The 24,241-nt window shown below is 70.8% G+C and carries 25 protein-coding genes; 17 read left to right on the top strand and 8 right to left on the bottom strand.

What is annotated here, in order from left to right:
* Positions 1-146 precede the first annotated feature (146 nt).
* Positions 147-1,133, bottom strand: coding sequence for a phosphotransferase family protein (locus AC1DX8_RS09550; protein ID WP_477629687.1), 987 nt, complete (start codon positions 1,131-1,133; stop codon positions 147-149).
* Positions 1,130-2,035 carry a M48 family metallopeptidase gene (locus tag AC1DX8_RS09545; protein WP_477629686.1) on the bottom strand — a complete coding sequence of 302 codons (906 nt, stop codon included), beginning with the start codon at positions 2,033-2,035 and terminating at the stop codon, positions 1,130-1,132. The genes AC1DX8_RS09550 and AC1DX8_RS09545 overlap by 4 nt, the downstream gene beginning before the upstream one ends.
* Positions 2,036-2,161: 126 nt before the next feature.
* Between AC1DX8_RS09545 and AC1DX8_RS09540 the strand changes: the two genes are divergently transcribed.
* The 3 genes from AC1DX8_RS09540 to AC1DX8_RS09530 all read left to right on the top strand — a co-directional run bounded on the left by AC1DX8_RS09540 (position 2,162) and on the right by AC1DX8_RS09530 (position 5,834).
* Positions 2,162-3,388 carry an MFS transporter gene (locus AC1DX8_RS09540; protein ID WP_477629685.1) on the top strand — a complete coding sequence of 409 codons (1,227 nt, stop codon included), beginning with the start codon at positions 2,162-2,164 and terminating at the stop codon, positions 3,386-3,388.
* 96 nt (positions 3,389-3,484) lie between these two features.
* Positions 3,485-5,320, top strand: coding sequence for a translation elongation factor 4 (gene lepA / locus AC1DX8_RS09535; RefSeq protein ID WP_477629742.1), 1,836 nt, complete (start codon positions 3,485-3,487; stop codon positions 5,318-5,320).
* A 43-nt stretch (positions 5,321-5,363) separates the two neighbouring features.
* Positions 5,364-5,834, top strand: coding sequence for a hotdog fold domain-containing protein (locus tag AC1DX8_RS09530; protein ID WP_477629684.1), 471 nt, complete (start codon positions 5,364-5,366; stop codon positions 5,832-5,834).
* Here the strand turns inward: AC1DX8_RS09530 and AC1DX8_RS09525 are convergent.
* Positions 5,831-6,619: a tyrosine-protein phosphatase gene (locus tag AC1DX8_RS09525; RefSeq protein ID WP_477629683.1), complete on the bottom strand. Its 789-nt coding sequence runs from the start codon at positions 6,617-6,619 to the stop codon at positions 5,831-5,833. The two genes, AC1DX8_RS09530 and AC1DX8_RS09525, sit on opposite strands and share 4 nt — an antisense overlap.
* 323 nt (positions 6,620-6,942) lie before the next feature.
* Between AC1DX8_RS09525 and hemW the strand changes: the two genes are divergently transcribed.
* On the top strand, positions 6,943-8,169 hold the full coding sequence (gene hemW, locus AC1DX8_RS09520) for a radical SAM family heme chaperone HemW (protein WP_477629682.1): 1,227 nt from the start codon (positions 6,943-6,945) through the stop codon (positions 8,167-8,169).
* A gap of 38 nt (positions 8,170-8,207) precedes the next feature.
* Here hemW and AC1DX8_RS09515 read toward each other — a convergent pair whose 3' ends face one another.
* Both AC1DX8_RS09515 and AC1DX8_RS09510 read right to left on the bottom strand, forming a co-directional pair.
* A complete protein-coding gene (locus AC1DX8_RS09515) occupies positions 8,208-8,624 on the bottom strand; it encodes a DUF4870 domain-containing protein (protein ID WP_477629681.1) in 417 nt (138 codons plus the stop codon).
* 128 nt (positions 8,625-8,752) lie between these two features.
* Positions 8,753-9,628, bottom strand: coding sequence for a DUF3097 domain-containing protein (locus AC1DX8_RS09510; protein ID WP_477629680.1), 876 nt, complete (start codon positions 9,626-9,628; stop codon positions 8,753-8,755).
* 162 nt (positions 9,629-9,790) lie between these two features.
* On the opposite strand from AC1DX8_RS09510, the gene hrcA reads away from it, so the two are divergent.
* The 3 genes from hrcA (at position 9,791) to AC1DX8_RS09495 (ending at position 12,791) form a co-directional block, all read left to right on the top strand.
* A complete protein-coding gene (gene hrcA / locus AC1DX8_RS09505; protein WP_477629679.1) occupies positions 9,791-10,822 on the top strand; it encodes a heat-inducible transcriptional repressor HrcA in 1,032 nt (343 codons plus the stop codon).
* A gap of 88 nt (positions 10,823-10,910) precedes the next feature.
* Entirely contained in the window at positions 10,911-12,035 is a 1,125-nt protein-coding gene (gene dnaJ, locus AC1DX8_RS09500) for a molecular chaperone DnaJ (protein ID WP_477629678.1), read from the top strand.
* Between the two features lie 12 nt (positions 12,036-12,047).
* Positions 12,048-12,791, top strand: a complete 744-nt coding sequence (locus AC1DX8_RS09495) for a 16S rRNA (uracil(1498)-N(3))-methyltransferase (protein WP_477629677.1) — start codon at positions 12,048-12,050, stop codon at positions 12,789-12,791.
* Between the two features lie 4 nt (positions 12,792-12,795).
* Here the strand turns inward: AC1DX8_RS09495 and AC1DX8_RS09490 are convergent, their stop codons facing one another.
* Together AC1DX8_RS09490 and AC1DX8_RS09485 are read right to left on the bottom strand one after the other, a co-directional pair.
* Positions 12,796-13,911, bottom strand: a complete 1,116-nt coding sequence (locus AC1DX8_RS09490; RefSeq protein WP_477629676.1) for a Gmad2 immunoglobulin-like domain-containing protein — start codon at positions 13,909-13,911, stop codon at positions 12,796-12,798.
* Positions 13,908-14,456: a SigE family RNA polymerase sigma factor gene (locus AC1DX8_RS09485; protein ID WP_477629675.1), complete on the bottom strand. Its 549-nt coding sequence runs from the start codon at positions 14,454-14,456 to the stop codon at positions 13,908-13,910. Before AC1DX8_RS09485 ends, AC1DX8_RS09490 begins: the two co-directional genes overlap by 4 nt.
* 69 nt (positions 14,457-14,525) lie before the next feature.
* Between AC1DX8_RS09485 and AC1DX8_RS09480 the strand changes: the two genes are divergently transcribed.
* From AC1DX8_RS09480 to AC1DX8_RS09450, 7 genes are all read left to right on the top strand, one after another.
* Positions 14,526-14,873 carry a histidine triad nucleotide-binding protein gene (locus AC1DX8_RS09480; protein ID WP_477629674.1) on the top strand — a complete coding sequence of 116 codons (348 nt, stop codon included), beginning with the start codon at positions 14,526-14,528 and terminating at the stop codon, positions 14,871-14,873.
* 24 nt (positions 14,874-14,897) lie between these two features.
* Positions 14,898-15,974, top strand: a complete 1,077-nt coding sequence (locus tag AC1DX8_RS09475) for a PhoH family protein (protein ID WP_477629673.1) — start codon at positions 14,898-14,900, stop codon at positions 15,972-15,974.
* Positions 15,952-16,419, top strand: coding sequence for an rRNA maturation RNase YbeY (ybeY, locus tag AC1DX8_RS09470; RefSeq protein ID WP_477629672.1), 468 nt, complete (start codon positions 15,952-15,954; stop codon positions 16,417-16,419). The genes AC1DX8_RS09475 and ybeY overlap by 23 nt, the downstream gene beginning before the upstream one ends.
* Positions 16,420-16,429: 10 nt before the next feature.
* Positions 16,430-17,812, top strand: coding sequence for a hemolysin family protein (locus AC1DX8_RS09465; RefSeq protein ID WP_477629671.1), 1,383 nt, complete (start codon positions 16,430-16,432; stop codon positions 17,810-17,812).
* Positions 17,809-18,747 (top strand): GTPase Era, encoded by a 939-nt coding sequence (era, locus tag AC1DX8_RS09460; protein ID WP_477629670.1) that lies wholly within the window; start codon positions 17,809-17,811, stop codon positions 18,745-18,747. The genes AC1DX8_RS09465 and era overlap by 4 nt, the downstream gene beginning before the upstream one ends.
* Before the next feature lie 87 nt (positions 18,748-18,834).
* Positions 18,835-19,869, top strand: coding sequence for an aspartate-semialdehyde dehydrogenase (locus AC1DX8_RS09455; RefSeq protein ID WP_477629669.1), 1,035 nt, complete (start codon positions 18,835-18,837; stop codon positions 19,867-19,869).
* A 184-nt stretch (positions 19,870-20,053) separates the two neighbouring features.
* Entirely contained in the window at positions 20,054-20,572 is a 519-nt protein-coding gene (locus AC1DX8_RS09450; protein ID WP_477629668.1) for a hypothetical protein, read from the top strand.
* Positions 20,573-20,657: 85 nt separating this feature from the next.
* Here the strand turns inward: AC1DX8_RS09450 and AC1DX8_RS09445 are convergent, their stop codons facing one another.
* Positions 20,658-21,554 (bottom strand): GNAT family N-acetyltransferase, encoded by an 897-nt coding sequence (locus AC1DX8_RS09445; RefSeq protein WP_477629667.1) that lies wholly within the window; start codon positions 21,552-21,554, stop codon positions 20,658-20,660.
* A gap of 125 nt (positions 21,555-21,679) precedes the next feature.
* Between AC1DX8_RS09445 and AC1DX8_RS09440 the strand changes: the two genes are divergently transcribed.
* Genes AC1DX8_RS09440 through AC1DX8_RS09430 form a run of 3 tightly spaced genes read left to right on the top strand, consistent with a single transcriptional unit; the run spans position 21,680 to position 24,230 of the window.
* Positions 21,680-22,261, top strand: coding sequence for a helix-turn-helix domain-containing protein (locus AC1DX8_RS09440; protein ID WP_477629666.1), 582 nt, complete (start codon positions 21,680-21,682; stop codon positions 22,259-22,261).
* Positions 22,258-23,544, top strand: a complete 1,287-nt coding sequence (locus AC1DX8_RS09435; protein WP_477629665.1) for an MFS transporter — start codon at positions 22,258-22,260, stop codon at positions 23,542-23,544. Before AC1DX8_RS09440 ends, AC1DX8_RS09435 begins: the two co-directional genes overlap by 4 nt.
* Positions 23,545-23,576: 32 nt before the next feature.
* Positions 23,577-24,230, top strand: coding sequence for a GntR family transcriptional regulator (locus AC1DX8_RS09430; RefSeq protein ID WP_477629664.1), 654 nt, complete (start codon positions 23,577-23,579; stop codon positions 24,228-24,230).
* The last annotated feature ends 11 nt before the right edge of the window (positions 24,231-24,241 follow it).

Below are 24,241 nucleotides of genomic sequence, written 5' to 3'. Positions count from 1 at the left end.
TCGATCGTAGGGCGAGGGTCTGACAACCCACCGTGACGATGACTCCCGCCGGACTGCGACCCCCGAAGGACCACGACCCCAGCGAGGGCTGCTGGGGCGGGCGACGACCAGTGTTCCGCACTGTTCCTGACGGCGCGCAGTTCCGCTCAGCTAGTCGTGGACCAGCGGCGTCGTCGGGTCAGCATCGCGGTGAACGTGGCCGCCAGGTGCCGCTGGTGGGCTCGCACGGCACTGCGGGACCCGGTCACCGTGGGCTGCACGCAGGCGTCCACGAAGTAGCCCACGAGGATCGCGAGGAACGCGTCGACCGCGTCGTCGTCGACGCCCTCCAGCAGCGGTGAGCGCGCCATCCGGTGCTCGACGTCCAGCCCGTGGTGCGCCATCACCGGCAGCAGGCCCACCCAGTCGCACCACGCCGGGCCGCGCGTGACCCAGTTCCAGTCGACGAGCCGTGCGCGTCCGCCAGGGGTGACGAGCATGTTGTCGGGGCGCAGGTCGCTGTGGACCAACCGGTCTCCGACCAGGGCTCGAGCGGCCAGTCCGCCGAGCCTCGCCAGCTCCCGTGCGGGTCCGGGCGGCAGCGGAGGTATGCCGGACGGCCAGGGCCGGGCACCGCTCGCGAGCTCGTCGAGGCACGCCAGGGCCGTGGGGTCGCCGCCCACGTCTGCCGCCAGGGAGGTGTCGGTCAGCTCATCCACCGAGGACGAGTCGAGCTCTGCGAGCTCCAGGCAGGCAGCGTGGGCCGCTTCGGCGTCGGGCTCCGTCCACGGCATCCCGGGCAGGTGTCCGTCGATGGCCTCCAGGACGAGCACCTGCCAGTCGTCGGCCGCAGCCGCCCCGACCAGCAGGGGTGCGGTCACGCGGCCACGAAGGGTCCGCAGGATCCGTGCTTCGCGCGGAATGGCTTCCAGCGCAAAGGGAGCCGCTGGTCCGGCAGCCTTGGCGAACACCCGGCGACCGTCCTGCAGCGCCAGCAACCCGGCATACGCGCCAGTGAAGCCCGTCGTGACCGAGGGGAAGGCGACGTCGACCGTGGCACCGGCGGCGGTCTCGATCCCGGCCCGTACCGTCGAGGGGAGGTCGGCGAACGCCGGGCGTGTGGTCGTGTGGCGGTAGTCGAGCCCCTCCGTCACGGGCGGTCCTTCGGCCTCCACAGCAACCGGCCGGGGCGCCGGCGGTCGCGCAGCGCGTGGGAGCGCCAGACCAGCACGGGGTGCGACGCGAGGGCGTTGACGACCCACACGAAGAAGCCCTTCTCGGTGGTGGCACGGTCGGCCAGCGCGTTCACGTCGACGGTCCGGTTGAGGTACTTGCCCGCGGCGAGCGTCGACATGGCGCCGGCGCTGCCGTGCGGGACGAGGGAGTAGCCGAAGTTGTCGGCGGTGTACTCCTGGCTGCGGCTGAGGGTCGACCCGACGAAGGGGATCCACTGGGCACCGCTGATGCCGAGGACCCGCCAGTAGCTGGTGTGGCCGGCGGCGATGTGGCCGACCTCGTGGCCCAGGATGAAGCGCAGCGCATCGGGGTTGCGGGCCTCTCCACCGATCTCGAACAGGTCGCTGTAGATGAAGATGAACCGTCGGAACCCGTGTCCCGACGCCGCCGCGTTGATCATCCCGTTGCCGAGGACCACGTAGGCGTCAGGCACCTTGGACAGGCCGTAGTGGGCGCAGGCGTCGAGGAGCATCCGGTGCGCCTCCGGGTACTGCGTCGGGGAGATCTTGACCCCGGACAGTCGCAGCCCGGCGTACAGCTGGCCACGGATGAAGTAGATGATCACGGGAGCGGCCAGGAAGAACACGGCGTACGGGTCCGGCTGTCGGCGGTCGATGATCGCGGAGGCGACCTCGTAGCCCGAGATCGCCCACACCAGGAACGACCCCAGGATCACGACGACCAGGCAGAGGTTCTCCAGGGGGTGGCGCAGGTGCGACCGCACCTGCTTGCGGTAGCCGGGCGGGCTCGGGGGCAGCAGCATTCCGCCTGCGGGCTGAACTGCGGCGGGCGGTTGGGCGTACTGGATGGGTTCGGGCATGATCCCCTCGGTGCTCTGTCGGTCGGCTCCGATGGTATGTCTCGGCGGCTGGGCGATCCGCACCCAACCCGCCCCACGCGCGCACCATGGAGGAATGACCTGCCGACCCGCCGTCGTTGCACTGCCGTGACCGACGCCACCGTCTCTGCGCAGACGCCTGACCTCGACGAGCCCACGATCCGCCCGACGCACGTCAACCTCGCCCTGCTGGCCCTGGCCGTCGGGGGGTTCGCGATCGGCACCACCGAGTTCGTGACGATGGGGCTGCTCCCCGAGGTGGCGGACGGTGTCGGTGTCGACATCCCGGCGGCGGGTCACATCGTGTCCGCCTACGCCGCGGGCGTGGTGGTGGGTGCCCCCGTCCTGGCGACGCTGGGCACCAAGATGCCGCGCAAGCAGCTGCTGCTCTGGTTGATGGGTGCCTTCGCCGTGGCGAACGTCCTGTCCGCGTTCGCGAACAGCTATGGCTTGCTCATAGGGGCCCGTTTCCTGTCGGGTCTGCCGCACGGGGCGTACTTCGGGGTCGGTTCGCTGGTCGCGGCGTCGATGGTGCCCGCACACCGCCGCACCTGGGCGGTCTCCATGATGATCACGGGCCTGACCGTCGCCAACATCGTCGGCGTCCCCGTCACTACGCGGATCGGCCAGACCTACGGGTGGCAGTGGCCGTATGCCGCCGTGGGAGGGATCGCGCTGCTGACCGTGCTCGCGGTGTGGCGCTGGGTGCCGTTCTGTCCGCCCGACGGCGGGGTGAGCATGCGGTCTGAGCTGTCCGCCCTGAAGCGGCCCCAGGTCTGGCTGGCGCTGGGGATCGGCACCGTCGGCTTCGGCGGCATGTTCTCCACGTTCTCCTACATCTCGCCGACGATGACCGAGCTTGGCGGGTTCGGCAGCGCGACCATCCCGCTCATCCTCGCGCTCTACGGCGTCGGGATGACGGTCGGAGCCCTCCTGTCCGGACCGGCGTCCCGCCTCGGCCTCCTTAGGGGGATCACCGTCCTCCTGGGCGCGATCGCCGTGATGCTCTTCCTCTTCGGCCCGGCCGTGCAGACCGCGAAGTGGTCGGGGCTGATCGCCGTCTTCGTGCTGGGCCTGCTGCCGAGCATCCTCGTCCCGATGCTCCAGACCCGCCTGATGGACGTGGCGCACGAAGGACAGGCTCTCGCGGCCGCCCTGAACCACTCGACCCTCAACATCGCCAACGCCCTCGGCGCGTGGCTCGGGTCGATCGTGCTGTCGGCGGGACTGGGCTACGAATGGCCGTCCAGGGTCGGCGGTCTGCTGGCCGTGGCCGGGATCGGCATCGCCCTGTGGTCGGCCTTCCTCCAACGATCGACGAACCGGAGGGCCTGACCCGACGGTGCGTCACCGGCACCCCCGGTCGCATGGGAGGATGGGCCGTTCCGTTCTTCCCCGATGCCCGTGAGGTTTGAAGCACCCGTGTCCCCGATGGCCCGCACCGCGCTGCAGCCGCACGCAACGCCGCCGGACCTGATCCGGAACTTCTGCATCATCGCCCACATCGACCACGGCAAGTCGACGCTGGCCGACCGGATGCTCCAGATCACCGGCGTCGTCGATGGGCGCGCCATGCGCGCGCAGTACCTGGACAAGATGGACATCGAGCGCGAACGCGGGATCACGATCAAGTCCCAGGCCGTCCGCATGCCGTGGGAGCACGAGGGCACGACCTACGCCCTCAACATGATCGACACCCCCGGGCACGTCGACTTCACCTACGAGGTGTCGCGATCGCTGGCCGCCTGCGAGGGCGCCGTGCTGCTGGTTGACGCGGCACAGGGGATCGAGGCCCAGACCCTGGCGAACCTCTACCTCGCCATGGAGAACGAGCTCGCGATCATCCCGGTGCTCAACAAGATCGACCTGCCCGCGGCCCAGCCGGAGAAGTTCGCCGAAGAGCTGGCCGGCCTGATCGGCTGCGAGCCCGAGGACTGCCTGCGGGTGTCCGGCAAGACCGGCGTGGGCGTCGAGCCGCTGCTCAACGAGATCGTCAAGCAGCTGCCGCCGCCGACCGGTGATGCCGACGCACCGGCCCGCGCGATGATCTTCGACTCGGTGTACGACACCTACCGCGGCGTGGTCACCTACGTCCGCGTGATCGACGGCAACCTCAACCCGCGCGAGAAGATCGCGATGATGTCGACCCGGGCGACGCACGAGCTGCTCGAGATCGGGGTCAGCTCGCCCGAGCCTACGCCGGCCAAGGGCCTCGGCGTCGGAGAGGTGGGCTACCTCATCACCGGCGTGAAGGACGTGCGGCAGTCCAAGGTGGGCGACACCGTCACGAACGCCGCCAAGCCGGCCAAGGAGGCGCTCGGCGGCTACCGCGACCCCAAGCCGATGGTCTTCTCCGGCCTCTACCCGATCGACGGCTCGGACTACCCCGACCTGCGTGACGCCCTCGACAAGCTGAAGCTCAACGACGCCGCGCTGGTCTACGAGCCGGAGACATCGGCGGCGCTCGGCTTCGGCTTCCGCATCGGGTTCCTCGGCATGCTCCACCTCGAGATCGTCCGCGAGCGGCTCGAGCGCGAGTTCGACCTCGACCTCATCTCGACGCTGCCCAACGTGGTCTACGACGTGACCATGGACGACGGCAAGAAGCTCACAGTCACCAACCCCAGCGAGTTCCCGTACGGCAAGATCACCTCGGTGACCGAGCCGGTCGTGCGCGCCACGGTGCTCGCGCCCAGCGAGTTCATCGGCGCGATCATGGAGCTCTGCCAGCAGAAGCGAGGCACCCTGCGCGGCATGGACTACCTCTCCGAGGAGCGCGTCGAGATGCGCTACACGCTGCCGCTCGCCGAGATCGTCTTCGACTTCTTCGACCAGCTGAAGTCGCGCACCCGGGGCTACGCCTCGCTCGACTACGAGCCCGACGGCGACCAGGTGGCCGACCTCGTCAAGGTCGACATCATGCTGCAGGGCGAGACCGTCGACGCGTTCAGCTCGATCGTCCACAAGGACAAGGCCTACGCCTACGGCGTGATGATGGCCGGCAAGCTCAAGGACCTCATCCCGCGCCAGCAGTTCGAGGTGCCGATCCAGGCTGCCATCGGCTCGCGCATCATCGCTCGAGAGAACATCCGGGCGATCCGCAAGGACGTCCTCGCCAAGTGCTACGGCGGCGACATCAGCCGCAAGCGCAAGCTGCTCGAGAAGCAGAAGGCCGGCAAGAAGCGGATGAAGAACATCGGCAGCGTCGAGGTCCCCCCGGAGGCCTTCATCGCAGCGCTGTCGAACGACGCCGCCACCAAGAAGTAGGGGACCGGCGCCGACGAGGTTACCGGCGGGTAATGTCTCCCGCATGGTCGACACCTACGCGCTCTACCGGCGCCTCGCGGCATACCCGCAGGGCAAGCGGCTGTTCTCGCTCGTCTTCGAACAGGCGGCGCCCTACTTCCGCAGTGCCCGACCGCGGTTCGTCGAGCTCGGCCCCAATCGCGCGGAGCTGACGATCACGAAGCGGCGCCGGGTGCAGAACCACCTCGGCACCGTGCACGTCATCGCGATCTGCAACGGGCTCGAGGCCGCCATGGGTGCGCTGGCCGAAGCGACCATCCCCACCAGCCGGCGGTGGATCCCGAAGGGCATGGAGGTCGAATACACCGCCAAGGCGACCAGTGACATCACCTGCGTCGCCGAGACCGACCCGGCCGACTGGGCTCGTGCGGGTGACGTGGAGATACCCGTGCGGGTCAAGGGGATTCGCGACGACGGCACCCCGGTGGTGCAGGGCACCATCCGTCTGTGGGTGACCGACAAGCCCTCGCGTTAGCGCAAGCTCGCCCGGAGTGCCTCGACGTCCCCGGCGGACCACCCCTGCGCCCGCAGCCACCCGGCCGCACCGCCGTGCCGCTCGGCCAGCACGTCGAGGATCCTCCGCATGGTCTCGGGCCTGGGGCGGTGGTGGTCGACGGGCTGGTCCTGGAGCGCCTCGCTGTAGGCGGGGCGGGCCATCAGCCGGTCCATGATGCGCTCGATGCGCTCGCCGGTCGCGACGTAGTCGGCGACGACGTCGTCATCGCTCACCCCAGCCACGGAGAGGGCCAGACCGACCACGGTCCCGGTACGGTCCTTGCCGGCTGCGCAGTGCACGATCGTCGCCCCCCGGCTCCGGGCGACCACGGCCAGGGCGGCAGTCACGGAGTCGGGCCGGTGGGTCAGGTAGCCGAGGTAGTGGCTGGCCCAGTAGTCGTCGTCGAGGCGGGGCTGCGCGTCGGCCTTCTCCTGGTCCTGCTTCGACCAGGGCAGCACCAGCGCGTCCTGCGCGCTGACCGCGCGGACATCGTCGCGGAACAGCGAGTGGTGGTGGTGGGTCAGGTCACGGGCCCGCAGGGGTCCGGGACCTTCGAGCGCCAGCTCGACGTTGCTGCGCAGGTCGACGACGTCGGTGACCCCGAGCTGCTCGAGGGCCTCGACGTCTGAGTCGCTGAGGTCCTGGAGGTTGTCCGACCGCAGCAGCCGCCCGGTGGCCACGGCGCCGCCGTCGGTGGTCGGCAAACCCCCGACATCGCGCATGTTGACGACGCCGTCGAGCTCGATCCAGCGGGGAGTGGTCACCGCTCGACCCTATGTGGCGCCGGGCCGGGGAAGTGAACGCCCTGGGTGAGAAGGGCCTCGGGGCAAGAGGTGAGGGCCTCGGGGCAATAGGTGAGGGCCTCGGAAAGTATGAGTTTCCGAGGCCCTCGACGATCAAGACCGAGGTCCTGATCGACGCTCTCGCCGAAGCGATTGCGTAGGTCATTTCTAATCGAGCGACCCGTCCGCCACAAGGGGTTCGGCGTGGATTTACCGAAGTTCTCGGGTCCATTTCCTCCCGTTCCGGCGTGTCGCCGAGACACGCCGTGTCGGAGCCGGGGGTGGCCGCCTGCGAGGATGGAGGCATGCCCAGCGCCCTGCCCGACGGTGACCCGGCACCGTCCGACGGGCGGCTGTCACCGGCGTCACTCGACACCCTCGGATCCCATCCGTTCGGCCTCTACCTGCACGTGCCGTTCTGCTCGGTSCGCTGCGGTTACTGCGACTTCAACACCTACACGCTGACCGAGCTCGGGGTCGACGGGGCCAGCGTGGCCACCTTTGCGGACGCCGCGCTCAGTGAGCTGTCCTTAGCCCGCGCCGTGCTCGGGTCGCCCCCGCCGGTCGACACCGTCTTCGTCGGCGGCGGCACCCCGACGATGCTCGCCGCCGCCGACCTGGCCCGGATGCTGCACGGCATACGCGAGGCGTTCGGGCTGGCGGCCGACGCGGAGGTGACCACCGAGGCCAACCCCGACTCGGTCACCCCCCAGGGCCTCGAGGTGCTGGCCGAGGCCGGCTTCACGCGGGTCTCCCTGGGTATGCAGTCAGCCGTGCCGCGCGTGTTGCGCACCCTCGAGCGCACCCACGACCCGGCCAACGTCGCCCTCGCCGTCGACGCCGCGCGGGCCGCGGGGCTCCAGGTCAGCCTCGACCTCATCTACGGCACGCCGGGGGAGTCGCTGGACGACTGGCGCACCAGCCTCGCCGCCGCCACCGCGCTCGCTCCGGACCACGTCTCGGCGTACGCGCTGGTGGTGGAGGACGGCACGAAGCTCGCGGCGCAGGTGCGGCGGGGGCAGGTGCCCGCGCCCGAGGACGACGACGAGGCCGCGAAGTACGAGATCGCGGACGAGCACCTCGGGTCGGCCGGGTACGGCTGGTACGAGGTCAGCAACTGGGCCCTGCGGGACGACGCACGCTGCCGGCACAACGAGGGCTACTGGGCCGACGGCAACTGGTGGGGCATCGGCCCCGGGGCGCACAGCCACGTCGGGGGAGTGCGGTGGTGGAACGTCAAGCACCCCAACGCCTACGCCTCCCGGGTCGGCGCAGGGCTCAGTCCCGCCCACGGGCGCGAGACCCTGACCGACGAGCAGCGCTACGACGAGCGGGTGCTGCTCGGGGTGCGGCTGGTCGACGGCCTCCCGATCGCTGACCTGCGGGACGAAGGCCGGGTGGCGGTCGCCGGGCTGGTCGCGGACGGGCTGGTGGACGCGACAGCGGCCCTGCGCCGTCAGCGGGTGGTGCTGACGAGACAGGGCCGGCTGCTCACGGACACCGTCGTGCGCCGGCTGCTCGGCCTGCGCTGAGCACGACTACTCCACCGGACGACTACTGCACCGGACGACTACTTCACCAGCTCCGGCGTCATCGGGTAGCGGTACCACTCACCGTTGCTGGCCTTGATCGCCGCCACGATCGACAGGATCACCCACGCGATGGCGGTGGCGATGAGGAACGGGATCCCGATCAGCACGAGCGACAGGAGCCCGAAGACCCAGAAGGCGATCGTGATGATGATCTGGAAGTTGAGGGCCTGTGCCGCGTGGAACCGCACGAACGGACCCCTGTCCTTGAAGATCAGGAAGACGATCAGCGGGCCGAGGAACGGGATGCCCACCACGGCCGCCAGGAACGGCGCGAGGTGCACGAGGGTGGCCCAGGTCTTCTCGTCCTGCTGGGACATGGGCTGCGGAGCCACGCCGTAGCCCGGTGGCGGCTGCTGGGGTGGGACGTGCGGCTGTGGCTGGGGTTGGTCGGTCATGGCTCTCTCCGTGGTCTGCGTGGGTCTGCACCCAGTCAAACGCATGGCGGCCCCCGAAAGTCCTCACTCGGGGTGGACTCGGGGGTCCGCTCAGGGGCGGGTCAGGGCCAACCCCGACCCGGTCGTCCTCAGTGCCCCGGCTCGGTCACGAAGTCGATGAGCTCCTCGACGCTCGCGAGGAGGCTCGGCTCGAGGTCGGCGTAGGACCGGACCGTGCCGAGGATCTGCTTCCAGGCCCGGGCGATGTCGGCCTGGCTGTCGTGCGCCCAGCCGAGGTGGTCGCAGATGCCGTCCTTCCACGACAGGCCACGCGGGATCACCGGCCACGCCGACAGACCCAGCCGTTCCGGACGCACGCTCTGCCACACGTCGACGTACGGGTGACCGAGCACCCGCACGTGCGCGGCATACCGGCCCTTGGCGGCCTCCTGCACGACCCGGTGCTCCTTGGTGCCCGGGAGGAGGTGGTCGACGAGCACCCCCATCCGTCGCCCCGGCCCCGGCTGGAACTCGGCGATCGCCCCGACGAGGTCGTCGACGCCGTCGAGCATCTCCACGACCACGCCCTCGACCCGCAGGTCCGCGCCCCAGACCTTCTCGACCAGCTCGGCGTCGTGGCGGCCCTCGACGAAGATCCGCGACCCGCTCGCCACCTTGGCGCGCACGCCCTCGACCGCCCTCGACCCCGAGGCCGTGCGGGAGGCGGCGGCACGCGCGTCGGCCAGCTGGGCGCGGGCGGCGGCGGTCGGCGGGGTGAGCACCACCGGTGCGCCGTCGAGCAGGAAGCCCGGTCCGAGGGGGAAGCCCTTGGTGCGTCCTTGGCGGTCCTCGAGGTGGACGACGCGCAGGCCGCCGGCCTTCTCGACCCTCACCACGGCGCCGCACCAGCCGGTCTCGACGTCCTCGACGACGAGCCCGGTCTCCGCCTCGACCTCCCGCGACCGCCCCCGTGGGGGCACCCTCCAGTCACCGGACAGGACATCGGAGCCATAGCGGTCGGACACCGAGGCAGGGTATGCCGCGGACCCGCCGTCGCGAGGCTGGCGCGCCGCCGGGGCGGCGCCCGTGCTGTTCCCGGCGCGGGAACCACGTAGACTTGGCACTCGCTGAGCCTGAGTGCCAGCACTGTCCGTTGCTGGACCCGAATCGGTCGAGGGAGGTCTCCGATGAGCGAAGAACGTCGTCTCGCCGTGCTGCGGGCGATCGTGCAGGACTACGTCCAGACCTCCGAGCCCGTGGGGTCCAAGTCGCTGCTGGACCGCCACCAGCTGGGGGTCTCGGCCGCGACGGTGCGCAACGACATGGCCGCGCTGGAGGAGGAGGGGCTGATCGCCGCTCCGCACACCAGCGCCGGGCGCGTGCCCACCGACGCCGGCTACCGGCTGTTCGTCGACCGGCTCAGCTCGGTGAAGCCGATGACCGCCGGCGAGCGGGCCGCCATCGCGCAGTTCCTCGAGGGGGCGGTCGACCTCGATGACGTCGTCGACCGGACGGTGCGGCTGCTGGCCTCGCTGACCCGGCAGGTCGCCGTCATGCAGTACCCCTCGCTCACGCGCTCCACGGTGCGCCACATCGAGTTCGTGCCGATGGGTCCGAGTCGGCTGATGGTCGTGCTCATCGTCAACACCGGCCGGGTCGAGCAGCGGGTCATCGAGACGACCCACGACCTCTCCACCCAGGAGGGCGAGGCCACCCTCGGGCTGGTCCGCGCGAAGGTCAACACCCGGGCGGTCGGCCAGCGGCTGGTCGACGCGGCGTCGTCCCTCGCGAGCCTCGCCGACGAGTTCGACCCCGCGGACCGCGACCTGGTCCGATCGGTGGTGCAGTCGCTCGACGACGCCCTCGTCGAGGAGCGCGAGGAGCGGGTGGTGCTGGCCGGCACGTCCAACCTGGCCCGGGTCGGCACCGACTTCCCGCTCAGCATCGGACCGGTGCTCGAGGCGCTCGAACAGCACGTCGTGCTGCTCAAGCTGCTCGGCACGGCCAGGGAGACCTCCGATGCCGTGTCGGTCCGGATCGGGCACGAGAACCCGTTCGCCGGGCTCCAGTCCACCTCGGTCGTCTCGACGGAGTACGGCTCGGGCTCCGAGCTCGTGGCGGGGCTCGGCGTGCTCGGGCCCACCCGGATGGACTACCCCACGACGATGGCGTCGGTGCGGGCCGTCGCCACGTACGTCTCCCGGATCCTCGCGCAGTGACGCGCGGCGACCCCCACCCCCGACCAAACCCTGTGACACCACCAAACCCTGTGACACCACCAAACCCTGTGACACCAAGGACATCTCGTTGAACGACTACTACCAGGACCTGGGCGTGGCCCGGGACGCCAGCCCCGAGGACATCAAGCGGGCCTACCGCAAGAAGGCGCGGACGCTGCACCCTGACGTCAACCCGAGCCCCGAGGCGGAGGAGCAGTTCAAGAAGGTCTCGCAGGCCTACGACGTGCTGTCCGACGCCGAGAAGCGGCGGTCGTACGACATGGGCTCCGACCCGTRCGCCGGGGGAGCGGCCGGCTTCGGCCAGGGCTTCTCGTTCAGCGACATCATGGACGCCTTCTTCGGCGCCGGTGCCGGTCAGGCGCAGCGCGGCCCCAGGTCGCGTCAGCGTCGCGGCCAGGATGCCCTCATCCGGCTCGACATCGACCTCGCGGACGCGGTGTTCGGTGCCGAGAAGGAGCTCGCCATCGAGACCGCGGTGGTGTGCTCCACCTGCCACGGCGACGGGGCCCAGCCGGGCACCTCACGACGCACGTGTGACGTCTGCGGAGGCCGCGGCGAGATCCAGCAGGTCCAGCGGTCGTTCCTCGGGCAGGTCATGACGACCCGTCCCTGCGCGACCTGCCAGGGCTACGGCGAGGTCCTCGTGAGCCCCTGCTTCGAGTGCTCCGGGGACGGCCGCGTGCGCACCCGTCGCACGCTCAAGATCAAGGTCCCCGCGGGCGTCGACACGGGCACCCGCATCCAGCTCGCCGGAGAGGGCGAGGTCGGCCAGGGTGGCGGCCCGGCCGGAGACCTCTACGTCGAGGTCGCGGTCCGTCCCCACCAGACGTTCCAGCGCCGTGGTGACGACCTGCACTGCACCGTCGAGCTGCCGATGACGGCCGCGGCCCTCGGGACGACCGTCAAGCTCGAGACGTTCGACGGCACCAACGAGCTCGAGATCAAGGCGGGCACACAGGCCGGTGACGCGATGACCCTGCGGGGCCTCGGGGTCACCCACCTGCGGGGCACCGGGCGCGGCGACCTCATCATCCACGCCAACGTGCAGACCCCGACCCGGCTCGACGAGCAGCAGGAGGCCCTGCTCCGCGAGCTCGCGACGCTGCGTGGCGAGGAGCGGCCGGAGGGCCGGTTGTCCCCGGCTCACCCGGGGCTGTTCGGCAAGCTCCGCGACGCCTTCAAGGCCAAGTAGCAGCCGACCGTCGTGACCCTGCCCCTGTTCCTCGTCGACCCTGCGGTCGTCGCCGGCGCCACCGTGGGCAGCCGGGTGGTGCTCGACGGCCCCGAGGGTCGGCACGCCGCGACCGTTCGCCGGATCGGCGTGGGGGAGCAGCTGCTCCTCGCGGACGGCGCCGGCCTCCGGCTCACCTGTGACGTCCTCGCGGCCAGCAAGGCCGAGCTCGACCTGGCCGTCGTCGAGGTCGCCCACGAGGCGGAGGGTCAGCCCCGGTTCGTCCTCGTCCAGGCGCTGGCGAAGGGGGACCGCGACGACCAGGCGATCGAGTCGGCGACCGAGCTCGGCGTCGACGAGGTGGTGCCCTGGCAGGCGACCCGCAGCATCGTCCAGTGGCGTGGCGAGCGGGCCGACAAGGCCCGCCGCAAGTGGGAGTCCACCGTGGTGGCGGCCGCCAAGCAGTCCCGCCGGGCCCGTGTCCCGGTCGTGGCGGAGCTCGCCACCACCAAGGGGCTGGTCGGGCGCATCGGTGGCGCCGCTGCGGCATACGTGCTCCACGAGGACGCGACCCTGAGCCTGGCCACGCAGGTCCTCCCGGACTCCGGCGACGTGCTCGTCGTGGTCGGGCCGGAGGGCGGCATCACCCCCGAGGAGGTGGCGGCCTTCGAGGCGGCCGGCGCCGTGCCTGTCCGGCTGGGTGCCACCGTGCTGCGGTCCTCCAGCGCCGGGCCCGCAGCACTCGCCGTGCTGAGTGCAGCCGGCCGCTGGCGCTGAGCGGTCACTTCACCGTGAACGACACCACCTTCTCGGCGCTCACCGAGCCGTCCTTGGCGCTGAGCTCGCGCACGCGGATCGTGTAGTCACCAGGGGCGAGCGTGCCGAGCGAGAACGAGTAGGAACCCTGCATCGGCGCCCCGATCGAGGCCATGGCGTGACCCGTCGCCACCGCGGTGGTGCCGCGCTCGAGCTGCCAGTTGACGGTGGCCTCGAAGACGATGGCCAGGCCCTTGACGACCACGGGCTTGGCCGACGGCAGCACCTGGTCGCGGGTCGGCGAGGAGACCCAGATCGGCGCGAGGTCCTCGTACGTGCGGTCCGCAGGCGGGCGGGTGAAGTCCTGGTCCGTGGAGATCGACCCGAAGAGCGTGGTCGACCCGTCGGCGACGACGAAGCGCACGGGGAGGGTCTTCTGGGCCGCGGCCTGGGCCGTCCAGACGAGCTCCTGCACCGCGAGCCGCTGGGTCTCGGCGTCGAAACCACCGGCGCCCGGGCCACTCAGCTGCACCTCGATGGCCTCGGGGGTGATGGCCGCCGACTGGACGCGGGTGCCGCTCCAGGGCTGCAGGTAGCCGTCGGTGTTGCTGAACGGCTGGGCGTTCATGGCCAGGCCAAGCGCGGCCTCGACCCGGTTGGCCTCGCCCCCGCCGGTGGGGATGCTCCCGCGGAGGAACTCGCGGAACAGCTTGTACTTCGCCGTCTCGCCCCCGACGGGACCGACGAAGTACACCGGCAGGGTCACCGACTCCGTCGCCGACGGCGCGCTGGTGGTGGGCGAGCTCGTCGCGGGCGGGGAGGGTGACGGCGAGAGCGTGGGGCCGTTCGTCTGGGGCGGGGTCACGGTGTGGCGGTCGTCCTGCCCGGACCACCAGGCGCCGCCGATGATGGCGGCCACAGCGGCTGCCGCCGCGAGGGGCAGGAGCCAGCGCCGCGCGCCCGAGCCACCGGCGGCGGTGACCGGACCGAGCTCGTGGGCCTCGTGCAGGATCGTGTCGAGCCGCGGGGAGGGCCGCACCTGCTCCGCATCGCGGGTCAGGGCCTGGCGCAGCCGTCGCTCCACCTGGTCGAACTCGCCCGGCTCGTAGTCCGGGTGCAGGAAGTCGCTGCGGTCGCTCATGACGCTGCCTCCATCCGGTCGCGCAGGGTGGCGAGCCCTCGGTGTGCGTGGGCCTTGACCGAGCCGGGTGAGATGCCGAGCGCGTCGGCGATCTCGGCCTCGCTCAGGTCGAGGTAGTAGCGCATCGTGAGGACCTCTTTCTGGCGTTGGGGGAGTCGGCTCAAGGCGCCGATCATCGAGGTGGTGCTCTCGGACTGGAGGGCGCGGTCCTCGGCGCTCGCCTCGGTGTGCCGTGCGTATGCCGTGGGCTCGCCCTGCTCGCGCGCCACGTAGCGCTCCTCGACGCCACGGTGACGGAGCCCGGAGCGTGCTCCGTTGACCACCGCCCGGCGCAGGTATGCGGCTGCGGCCTGGTGGTCGCGGAGGGTGTCCCAGCGGCGGTGCACCGCGATGAAGGCGTCCTGGACCACCTCCTCGGCGGCCAGGTCGTCGCGCAGCAGCAGCCAGGCGAGCCGCACCAGTCCCGTCCAGTGCGCGGCATACAGCTCGGCGATGGCGTCATCGGCGCTGGGTCGCACCTCAGCACCACGGTCACGCTCGGCCACACTCAACAGTCTCACGCCACCTTGACGCGCAACCCCACCCGGCGGTTGACGCGCCGATACCCTCGGTCCATGGATCCTGACTGCCTGTTCTGCAAGATCGTCAGCGGTTCCGTCCCGGCCGAGGTGATGCGGGAGGACGAGGCGACGGTGGCGTTCCGCGACATCGACCCGCAGGCCCCGACCCACGTGCTGGTCATCCCACGCCACCACGTGGCCGACGTCGCGGGCCTGGCCGTCGAGCGACCCGAGGACGCCGTCTCCCTCCTCGAGGCAGTGCAGGCGGTGGCCGAGCAGGAGGGCATCGCACGCGGCGGTTACCGGACCGTCTTCAACACCGGCGTCGACGCCCAGCAGTCGGTCTTCCACGCCCACGTCCACGTGCTCGGGGGCCGGTCAATGACGTGGCCTCCCGGCTGAGCGGCACCGTAGACTGGGCAGACCATGCCAGATCCTGAACATCCGACCACGCTGGGGGGCGCGCCCGAGGGTGCTCTCCCGGTGCCCATCCACACCGTCGAGATCCCGGCGCAGGTGCAGATGGTGACGCTCCTCGGGCCGCGGGACGAGCTGCTCCGCACGATGGAGCGGGCCTTCCCGCAGCTGGAGATCCACGTCCGCGGCAACGAGTTCCACCTGTCCGGCCCGAGCGCCGAGGTGGCCCTGGCCGAGCGCACGATCGACGAGCTCCTGCTGGTCATCGAGGGCGGCCAGCCGCTGAACCGCGACGCCGTCGAGCGCTCGATCAGCATGCTGCGTGCGCAGACGACCGAGCGCCCCGCCGACGTGCTGACGATGAACATCGTCAGCAACCGGGGCCGCACGATCCGCCCGAAGACCCTGAACCAGAAGCACTACGTCGACGCCATCGACGCCCACACCATCGTCTTCGGCATCGGCCCGGCCGGCACCGGCAAGACCTACCTCGCGATGGCCAAGGCCGTGGCTGCGCTGCAGGCCAAGCAGGTCAACCGGATCATCCTGACCCGCCCTGCGGTGGAGGCCGGCGAGCGCCTGGGCTTCCTGCCCGGCACGCTCAACGACAAGATCGACCCCTACCTGCGGCCGCTCTACGACGCGCTGCACGACATGGTCGACCCCGAGTCGATCCCCCGGCTGATGGCGGCCGGCACCATCGAGGTGGCGCCCTTGGCCTACATGCGTGGCCGCTCCCTCAACGACGCGTTCATCATCCTCGACGAGGCCCAGAACACCTCGCCCGAGCAGATGAAGATGTTCCTCACGCGGCTCGGCTTCGGGTCCAAGATGGTCGTCACCGGCGACATCACCCAGGTCGACCTGCCCGACGGCACCAAGTCGGGGTTGCGGGTGGTCCGCGACATCCTCGCCGACGTCGACGACATCCACTTCTCGGTGCTGACCCCGCAGGACGTCGTGAGGCACCGCCTCGTCGGCGCCATCGTCGATGCCTACGGCCGGTGGGACGACCAGGGCCAGCGCCCGCAGGTCGACCAGGTGCAGGGAGGGCGAGGACAGCGTGAGCGTCGACGTTCTCAATGAGACCGACTACGAGCTCGACGAGCTCGAGCTGGTGGCGCTGAGCCGCTACGTCATGGGCGAGATGCGGGTCCACCCCGGTGCTGACCTGTGCCTGCGGCTCGTCGACGAGGCCGCCATGGAGGTCCTCCACGTGCAGTGGATGGACCTGCCGGGTCCCACCGACGTCATGAGCTTCCCGATGGACGAGCTGCGGCCCGGCCGCGAGGGCGAGGAGCCCGAGGAGGGCGTGCTCGGCGACATCGTGCTCTGCCCGTCCGTGGCAGCCCGGCAGGCGTCCGACGCGGGTCACGCGACCGAGGAGGAGCTCCTGCTGCTGACGACGCACGGGATCCTGCACCTCCTCGGGTACGACCACGCGGAACCCGAGGAGGAGCGCGAGATGTTCGAGCTCCAGCGTCAGCTGCTGCTGACTTTCCTCGCGGGTCGCGGGCGTCCCACGACCTGATGGCGTCGTCATGACCGGACTCGTCTTCGCCGCCCTCGTCAGCATCGCCGCCGCGTTCCTGCTGTCGGCTGCCGAGGCCGCGCTCTGGCGGATGTCCCGCATCCGGGCCCAGGAGCTGCTCGAGGAGCGGCGCCCCGGCGCCAACGCGCTGTCGCGCATCGTCGCCGACAGCGCGGCATACCTGTCGGTGACGGCGTTCCTGCGGGTCGTCGCGGAGTCGACGACGGCCGTCCTCATCACCCTCGGCGCCATCCACCTGGTCGACGGCCTGTGGAGTCGGCTGCTGCTCGCGATCGGCGTGATGGCCCTGGTGTCGTTCGTGGTCGTGGGCGTCTCGCCGCGCACGCTGGGACGCCAGCACTCGGACTCCGTGGCCCTGTTCGCCTCTCCGCTCATCGTCGGGCTGCGCACCTTCCTCGGGCCCGTGGCGCGGGTGCTCATCGCCCTCGGCAACGCCGTCACCCCGGGCCGCGGCTTCCGTGACGGTCCGTTCCAGAGCGAGTCCGAGCTGCGCGACCTCGTCGACCTCGCCGGCGAGAGCGCGGTGATCGAGGACGGCGAGCGGGAGATGATCCACTCCGTCTTCGAGCTCGGTGACACCGTGGCCCGCGAGGTCATGGTGCCCCGCACCGACATGGTGACCATCGACAGCGAGAAGTCGCTGCGCTCCGCGATGTCGTTGTTCCTCCGGTCCGGGTTCTCGCGCATCCCCGTCGTGGGTGACGGCTCCGACGACATCCTCGGGCTGCTGTACTTCAAGGACGTCGTGCGGCGGGTCAACGCCGACCAGGAGTCCGGCACGCTGCCCGTGACCGCGCAGATGCGTCCCATGCACTATGTCCCGGAGAGCAAGCCCGTGGACGACCTCCTGCGCGAGATGCAGCGCGACCAGAGCCACTTCGCCGTCGTCGTCGACGAGTACGGCGGCACTGCGGGGCTCGTGACGATCGAGGACATCATCGAGGAGATCGTGGGGGAGATCGCCGACGAGTACGACCGTGAGGCGCCCGGCGTGGAGGACCTCGGGGACGGCACCTTCCGCGTCCCCGCCACGATGGACATCGACGACCTCGCCGACCTCTTCGACGTCGACATCGAGGAGGACGAGGTCGACACCGTCGGGGGCCTGATCGGCAAGTCGATCGGCCGGGTGCCGATCGTCGGGTCGAGGTGTGAGGTCGCCGGCCTCTCCCTGGTGGCCGAGCGCATGGCGGGACGGCGCCACCGCATCGCCAGCGTCATCGTGCAGCGTCTTGCCGCCGACGAGCGGGACTCCGAGCGGGACTCCGAGCGGGACTCCGAGCGGGACTCCGAGCGGGACTCCGAACCCGCGGTGGGCGGCCACAGCCGCGAGCGCACTACGGTGGAGCCCGAGCGCGAGGGAGTGTCATGACTGCGAGTGGTTCGGGCCCGTCCGACGGCTACGTGGCCGGGTTCGCCTGCTTGGTGGGCCGGCCCAACGCCGGGAAGTCGACGCTGACCAACGCCCTCGTGGGGCACAAGGTGGCGATCACCTCGTCGAAGCCGCAGACCACCCGGCACACGATCCGGGGCATCGTCACGACCCCGACCTCCCAGCTGGTGCTGGTCGACACCCCGGGGCTGCACAAGCCCCGCACCCTGCTGGGCGAGCGGCTCAACGACGTCGTGCGCGAGACGCTCCTCGAGGTCGACGTCATCGGGTTCTGCCTGCCCGCGGACCAGCGGATCGGACCCGGTGACGGGTTCATCGCCCGGGAGCTCAAGGAGATCCAGCAGGACCGGCGACGGCCCGTCGTCGCCATCGCGACGAAGATCGACACGGTCGACCGCGAACGCCTGGCCGAGCACCTCATCGCCATCGACCAGCTCGGCAACTGGGACGCGATCGTGCCCTGCTCCGCCGTCGACGGCCGCCAGGTGCAGGACGTCGCCCAGGTGCTGGCCACCTACCTGCCGACGTCGCCCGGACCGCTCTACCCCGAGGGGCAGCTCACCGACGAGCCTGACGTCGTCATGATCGCCGAGCTGGTTCGCGAAGCCGCCCTCGAGGGCGTCCGCGACGAGCTGCCGCACTCCCTGGCCGTCGTGGTCGAGGAGATGGTCCAGCGTCCTGACCGGCCCGCGGACAAGCCGTTGCTGGACATCCGCGTCAACGTCTTCGTGGAGCGCTCGTCCCAGAAGGCCATCATCATCGGGCGCGGCGGCTCGCGGCTGCGTGAGGTCGGCACGAATGCCCGCATCGGCATCGAGAAGCTGCTCGGACAGAAGGTCTACCTCGACCTGCACGTGAAGATCGCCAAGGACTGGCAGCGCGACCCCAAGCAGCTCCAACGCCTGGGCTTCTGACACTCCGCGAGCCCTCGAGCCCATCCCTCCTGCCACATCGTGAGCCGCTGAACCGGTGCACGACCGAGCCGACCTATCCTTGGTCCCATGAGAATTGGTGTCTTCGGGGCCACCGGGCAGGTCGGCTCGGTCATGCGCGCACTCCTCGCCGAGCGGGGCTTCCCGGTCGACGAGATCCGCTACTTCGCGTCGGCGCGGTCTGCCGGCACGACGCTCCCGTGGGCTGGTGGCGAGGTCACCGTCGAGGACTCGGCCACGGCTGACTTCTCCGGCCTCGACATCGCGCTGTTCTCCAACGGGGGAGCGGCCTCCAAGGAGCTGGCTCCCAAGGTCGCCGCCGCCGGCGCGATCGTGGTGGACAACTCGTCGGCCTGGCGCAAGGACCCGGACGTGCCGCTGGTGGTCAGCGAGGTCAACGCCGACGACCTCGACACCATCCCCAAGGGCATCGTCGCCAACCCCAACTGCACCACGATGGCTGCGATGCCGGTGCTCAAGCCGCTGCACGACGAGGCCGGCCTCGTCCGGCTCACGGTCGCGTCCTACCAGGCCGTGTCCGGCTCGGGAGGCAAGGGCGTCCAGGAGCTCGACGGCCAGCTGCGTGGCGGGTATGCCGCGGGCGAGCCTGCCGCACTCGCGCTCGACGGGCGCGCGGTGGAGATCCCCGTCCCGACCGTCTACGCCGTCCCGGTGGGCTTCAACGTCATCCCCCTCGCCGGCTCGATCGTCGACGACGGCTCGCTCGAGACCGACGAGGAGCAGAAGCTCCGCAACGAGTCGCGCAAGATCCTGCACATCCCCGACCTGCTGGTGTCAGGCACCTGCGTGCGGGTGCCGGTCTTCACCGGTCACTCGCTGGCCATCCACGCCGAGTTCGCCGACGACATCACGCCGGAGCGTGCGCTCGAGCTGTTGGGCAAGGCTCCGGGTGTCGTCGTGACCGACGTGCCCAACCCCCTCGAGGCAGCCGGTCGCGACGAGGTCTACGTCGGCCGGGTGCGCGTGGACCAGTCGGCACCGGCGGGCAAGGGCCTGGTGCTGTTCGTCGTCGGCGACAACCTGCGCAAGGGCGCGGCCCTCAACGCGGTGCAGATCGCCGAGGAGCTGCTCAAGCGTCGGTAGCCCGGGTCGGTGACCGGTGGGGCGCGACCCCGTGACCATGACAAATGGCACCCCGGGCCTACGTGATGTGTCGTCCCTGCTCCTGACCCTTGTGGGGGTGTCTCCTGGTGTCGACCGGGTGTTCCGTGGAGCAACGGGACGGGCGCACGCTCGGTGCGCCGCCGTCGGACACGAGGAGGTTCTGGTGGGACGAATCTGGCGGATCACGGCGGCGGGGGTCGCGGCCGGAGTGGCCGTGTGGGGGGTACAGGCGCTGCCTGCGCTCGCGACAACGGGAGGGACGGGGCACACCGTCACCGAGACCCTGCACCAGCACGGGACCTGGACCGAGACGGGTGACAACGACTTCTGCACCGGTGAGCTCATCTCGCCGACCATCACCGGGAACTCGGTCCAGCACGTGACCTACTTCCCGGCTGGCGACGAGGTCTGGGGGACCTTCACGAGCGAGGGCACAGGGTCCTTCGTCCAGCCCTCCAGTGGTCTCACCTTCAGCGGGCGCGTGACGGTGTGGGGGAACTTCAACGTGAACGAGAAGAACAGCAACGACACGTTCACGGCCACCTTCACCCTGTCGGCGACCGACGCGGCTGGGGTTCAGCACCTGGAGGTGGGTCACGAAGTCGCCCACGTCGGGTTCAACGCGGTTGATCCGCTGCACCCGATCGTGTCCTTCGACAAGATGAGCGTCACCTGCTCCTGACCCGATCAGGTCGAGAGTGCACGACATGCTGACGGCGCGCGTTCGTCACCAGCGTGTCGTGCACGTTCGTCCGACCGTCACCGGCTCAGAGGTCGGTCATCCAGTGCCGCCAGGTCTGCGTGACGCCCATGCCGACGTGCTCGTAGAGGCCGAGGGCGCCGGTCCGTGAGTCGGTCGAGAGCTCGCTGACCGTGGCACCGTGCTCCCGGGCGCGTTCGAACGCGTCGACGAGCAGAGCCCTGGCCAACCCGAGCCCGCGCTGGTCGCGACGGACCGCGATGGCGTCGACGTACCCGGTGCCACCGGCCAGGATCGTGTAGCAGACGCCCACGTCGGTGCCCTGCGAGTCAACGACGAACCGGATCTGCCAGGGCTCGAAGCCGGGGCGCAGCGGGCCACGAGGCGCCCAGTCCTCGAACGTCGACGGGTCGCGGTCCGGCCACTCGTTGAAGGCGTCCTCGATGAGCTGGAAGGCGACTCGGCCATCGGCAGGTCCCGCGAACTCCCGGAGGGAGTAGCCCTCAGGCAGCGGCTGGGGCTCGATGGGCCGGTCCGCCGGCACCTGCAGCACCCAGGACGTCCACCCCAGCCGGTAGCCGCGGGCCTGGAAGAAGGCCTCGGGGTTCGTGTCGGCCGGCACCGTCTGCCCCACGAGCCGGGAGCCGCGGGCGCGGGCACAGTCCTCGAGCCAGTCGGCCAGCCACGTGCCGATGCCCCGACCCCTGAACTCCGGGTGCACCGAGGCGTCGGCGCGACGGCCTTTGAAGACCTCTCCGGAGGCGACGAGCCGCGCACCGTCCCAGACGCCGATGGCCTCGGTGGCGAGGTCGAAGCTGCCGCGGGCCCAGTCGCCCTCGATGTCCTCGACCTCGATGGCGGCCGCGCCCACGTCATGGGTCTCTGCGGCGGCGACGATCTCGAAGACGGCACGGGCGTCGGCAGGGGAGAGGGGGCGGGCCACCAGCCCGGCGGGAAGCTCCATGGCGGAAATCGTGCCGGGGCGCAGGGTCCCGGTGCACGTGGTTTTCGAGGATGACGCGCCACAGGAATTGTGAGAGGGTTCTCTCGATACAGTTCTCTCACGATTTCGAGGACAGGAGCAACCTCGTGTCCACCAACCCTTACGGCGACGTCGAGCTCACCCCGCGGGCCATGCGGGCGCTGGCCCACCCCGTGCGGCTGGCCATCCTCAGCCGGCTCCAGGGCGACGGGCCGAGCACGGCGACCGCGCTCGCGCCCCTCGTCGGAGCCAGCCCATCCGTGACCAGCTGGCACCTGCGTCACCTCGCCGAGCACGGGCTGGTCCGCGATGCCGAGGTGGAGTCAGACGGCCGCCAACGGTGGTGGGAAGCTGTCGGGACCGGCTTCCGCTTCACCCCGACCTCCGACGACGAGGGTCGGGACGCCGCGAGCCTGCTGTCCACCGTGCTGTTCGACCAGGCCGCGCCCCTCCCTCGCAAGTGGGGCCGTGAGGCCGAGCCCCTCCTCGAGGACGAGTGGCGCCGTTCGGCGGGTCTGTCCAACACCACGGTCGTCGTCACTGCCGAGGAGCTGGCCGAAGTGGAGTCGGCCATCGAGGCGCTGCTCGCACCGTTCGTGCTGCGCCGCGCCAACCGCCAACCCGTACCCGGCGGGCGCACCGTGCGGATGCTGCGCTACGTCCTCCCCGAGGCGGACCTGACGCGATGACTGACCCCACAGCACCCTCGGCGGCGAAGACCCCGCTGTGGCGGGACCGCCGGTTCGCGACCTACTGGGCGGGTCAGGGCATCTCGCAGTTCGGCGACCGGATCACCGAGCTGGCGCTACCCCTCATCGCGGTCACCGCGCTGCACGCGAGCGCCCCCACGGTCGGCCTGCTGACGGCGGCGGTGTGGGCGCCCAACCTGCTGTCACTGTTCGTGGGGACGTGGGTCGACCACCAGGTGCGCAAGCGCCGGTTGCTCATCGTGGCCGACCTGCTGCGCTGCGTGGTGCTGCTGAGCCTGCCGGTGGCGCACTTCCTCGGGGCGATCACGACGGCCCAGCTCTTCGCGGTCGCCCTGATCGCGGGTGCCGGCCAGGTGCTCTACCAGACGTCCTACCCGAGCTTCTTCGTCGGGCTGGTGCGACGAGACCAGTTCGTCGAGGCCAACAGCCTGTTGAGCGGCACCCGGTCGGCGTCGTTCGTCGCCGGCCCGGCGGTCGCCGGTGGGCTGATCCAGGCGGTGACGGCGCCGGTGGCGATGCTGGTGGACGCGGTCACGTTCGCCGTGTCGGCCCTGCTGATCGGGAGGGTCCGGGTGCCCGACCTGCCGGTGGACACGTCGAACGAGGCCGGTCTGCTCCGTCGCTCCCGCGACGGCATGGGACTGGTCCTCAAGGACCGCTACCTGCGAGCGTCGCTGGCCTGCGCGACGACCATCAACCTGTTCAACCTGATGGCCGGCGCGATCCTGATCCTCTTCGCCAGCCGCGAGCTGGGCCTGTCCGCCGGGGTCATCGGCCTCGCGCTCGGCATCGGTGCGACGGGCGGCCTGCTCGGCACGGCGCTGGCCGGACCGATGGCCCGGCGGATCGGGCTCGGGCGCACGGTCGCCTTCGGGGCCGTGGTGTTCTCGGCGCCCTTTGCCCTGCTCCCGCTGGCCGAGGGTCCGACGTGGTCGCGGGCCGGTGTCCTGGCCCTCGTCGAGTTCATCTCTGCGGTGGGGGTGATGTGCCTCGACATCCCGCTCAACGCCCTGATGACGGCGGTGACCCCTGACGGCGTGCGCAGTCGCGTGACCGGCGCCTTCTCGACGGTGAACTACGGCATCCGCCCGCTGGGCGCGGTGCTCGGTGGCCTGGTCGGGGAGTGGATCGGACTCGCGCCGACCATGGTGGTCGCGGCGGTGGGCGGCTCGTTGTCGATCCTGTTCCTGCTCTGGTCGCCGGTCTTCTCGACCGCCTCCATCGAGGAGCTCGACGCGGTCCGCGAGCTGGGCCGCGCTTGACGCGGGCCAGCGTCTGATATGCAATATATCGCGTGCCCGTCCCCTCGCCGCAGCTCCCGGTCTCCCGGGCGCTCCTTCGCGACGACGTCTACCGCCGGCTGCGCGACGCGATCGTCGACGGCACGCTGGCCCCGGGCGAGCAGCTGCGCGACCAGGAGCTCGCGGCCTGGCTCGGGGTGAGCCGCACGCCGGTACGCGAGGCCCTGCTCCGACTCCAGCAGGCCGCGCTCGTCGCTTCGCTGCCCGGCCGTTCGACGACGGTGGCCTCGCTCGACACCCGGGCTGCCCGTGACGCCCAGGCGGTCGTGGCGCAGATGCACCGGTTGGCCGTGCACGACGCCGTGGGGCAGCTCACGGCCGACGACCTCGCGCGGATGCGCGACGCGAACGCGCGGTTCCGCGCCGCTCTGGAGGCCGGCGACGCGGACGCAGCGCTCGACGCCGACGACGAGCTGCACGGCATACCGGTGGCGGCGGCGGGCAACGCCGCACTGGCGGCGGTCCTCGAGCAGTTCACCCCCGTCCTGCGTCGGGTGGAGCGGTTGCGGTTCAGCTCGCTGTCGGGGCGCGGCTCGGTCGCGCTCCACACCCGGCTCATCGACCTGTGCGAGGCGGGGGACCGCGAGGCCGCCGCGACGGTCTCCCACGAGACCTGGCAGACCCTCGCACCCCTGCTCGACACCTGACCCGACCCGAG

The sequence above is a fragment of the Pedococcus sp. P2_A3 genome, assembly GCF_056405035.1.
Note: the sequence above shows the minus strand (reverse complement) of the source record. Positions and strands in the feature narration are given on the sequence as shown.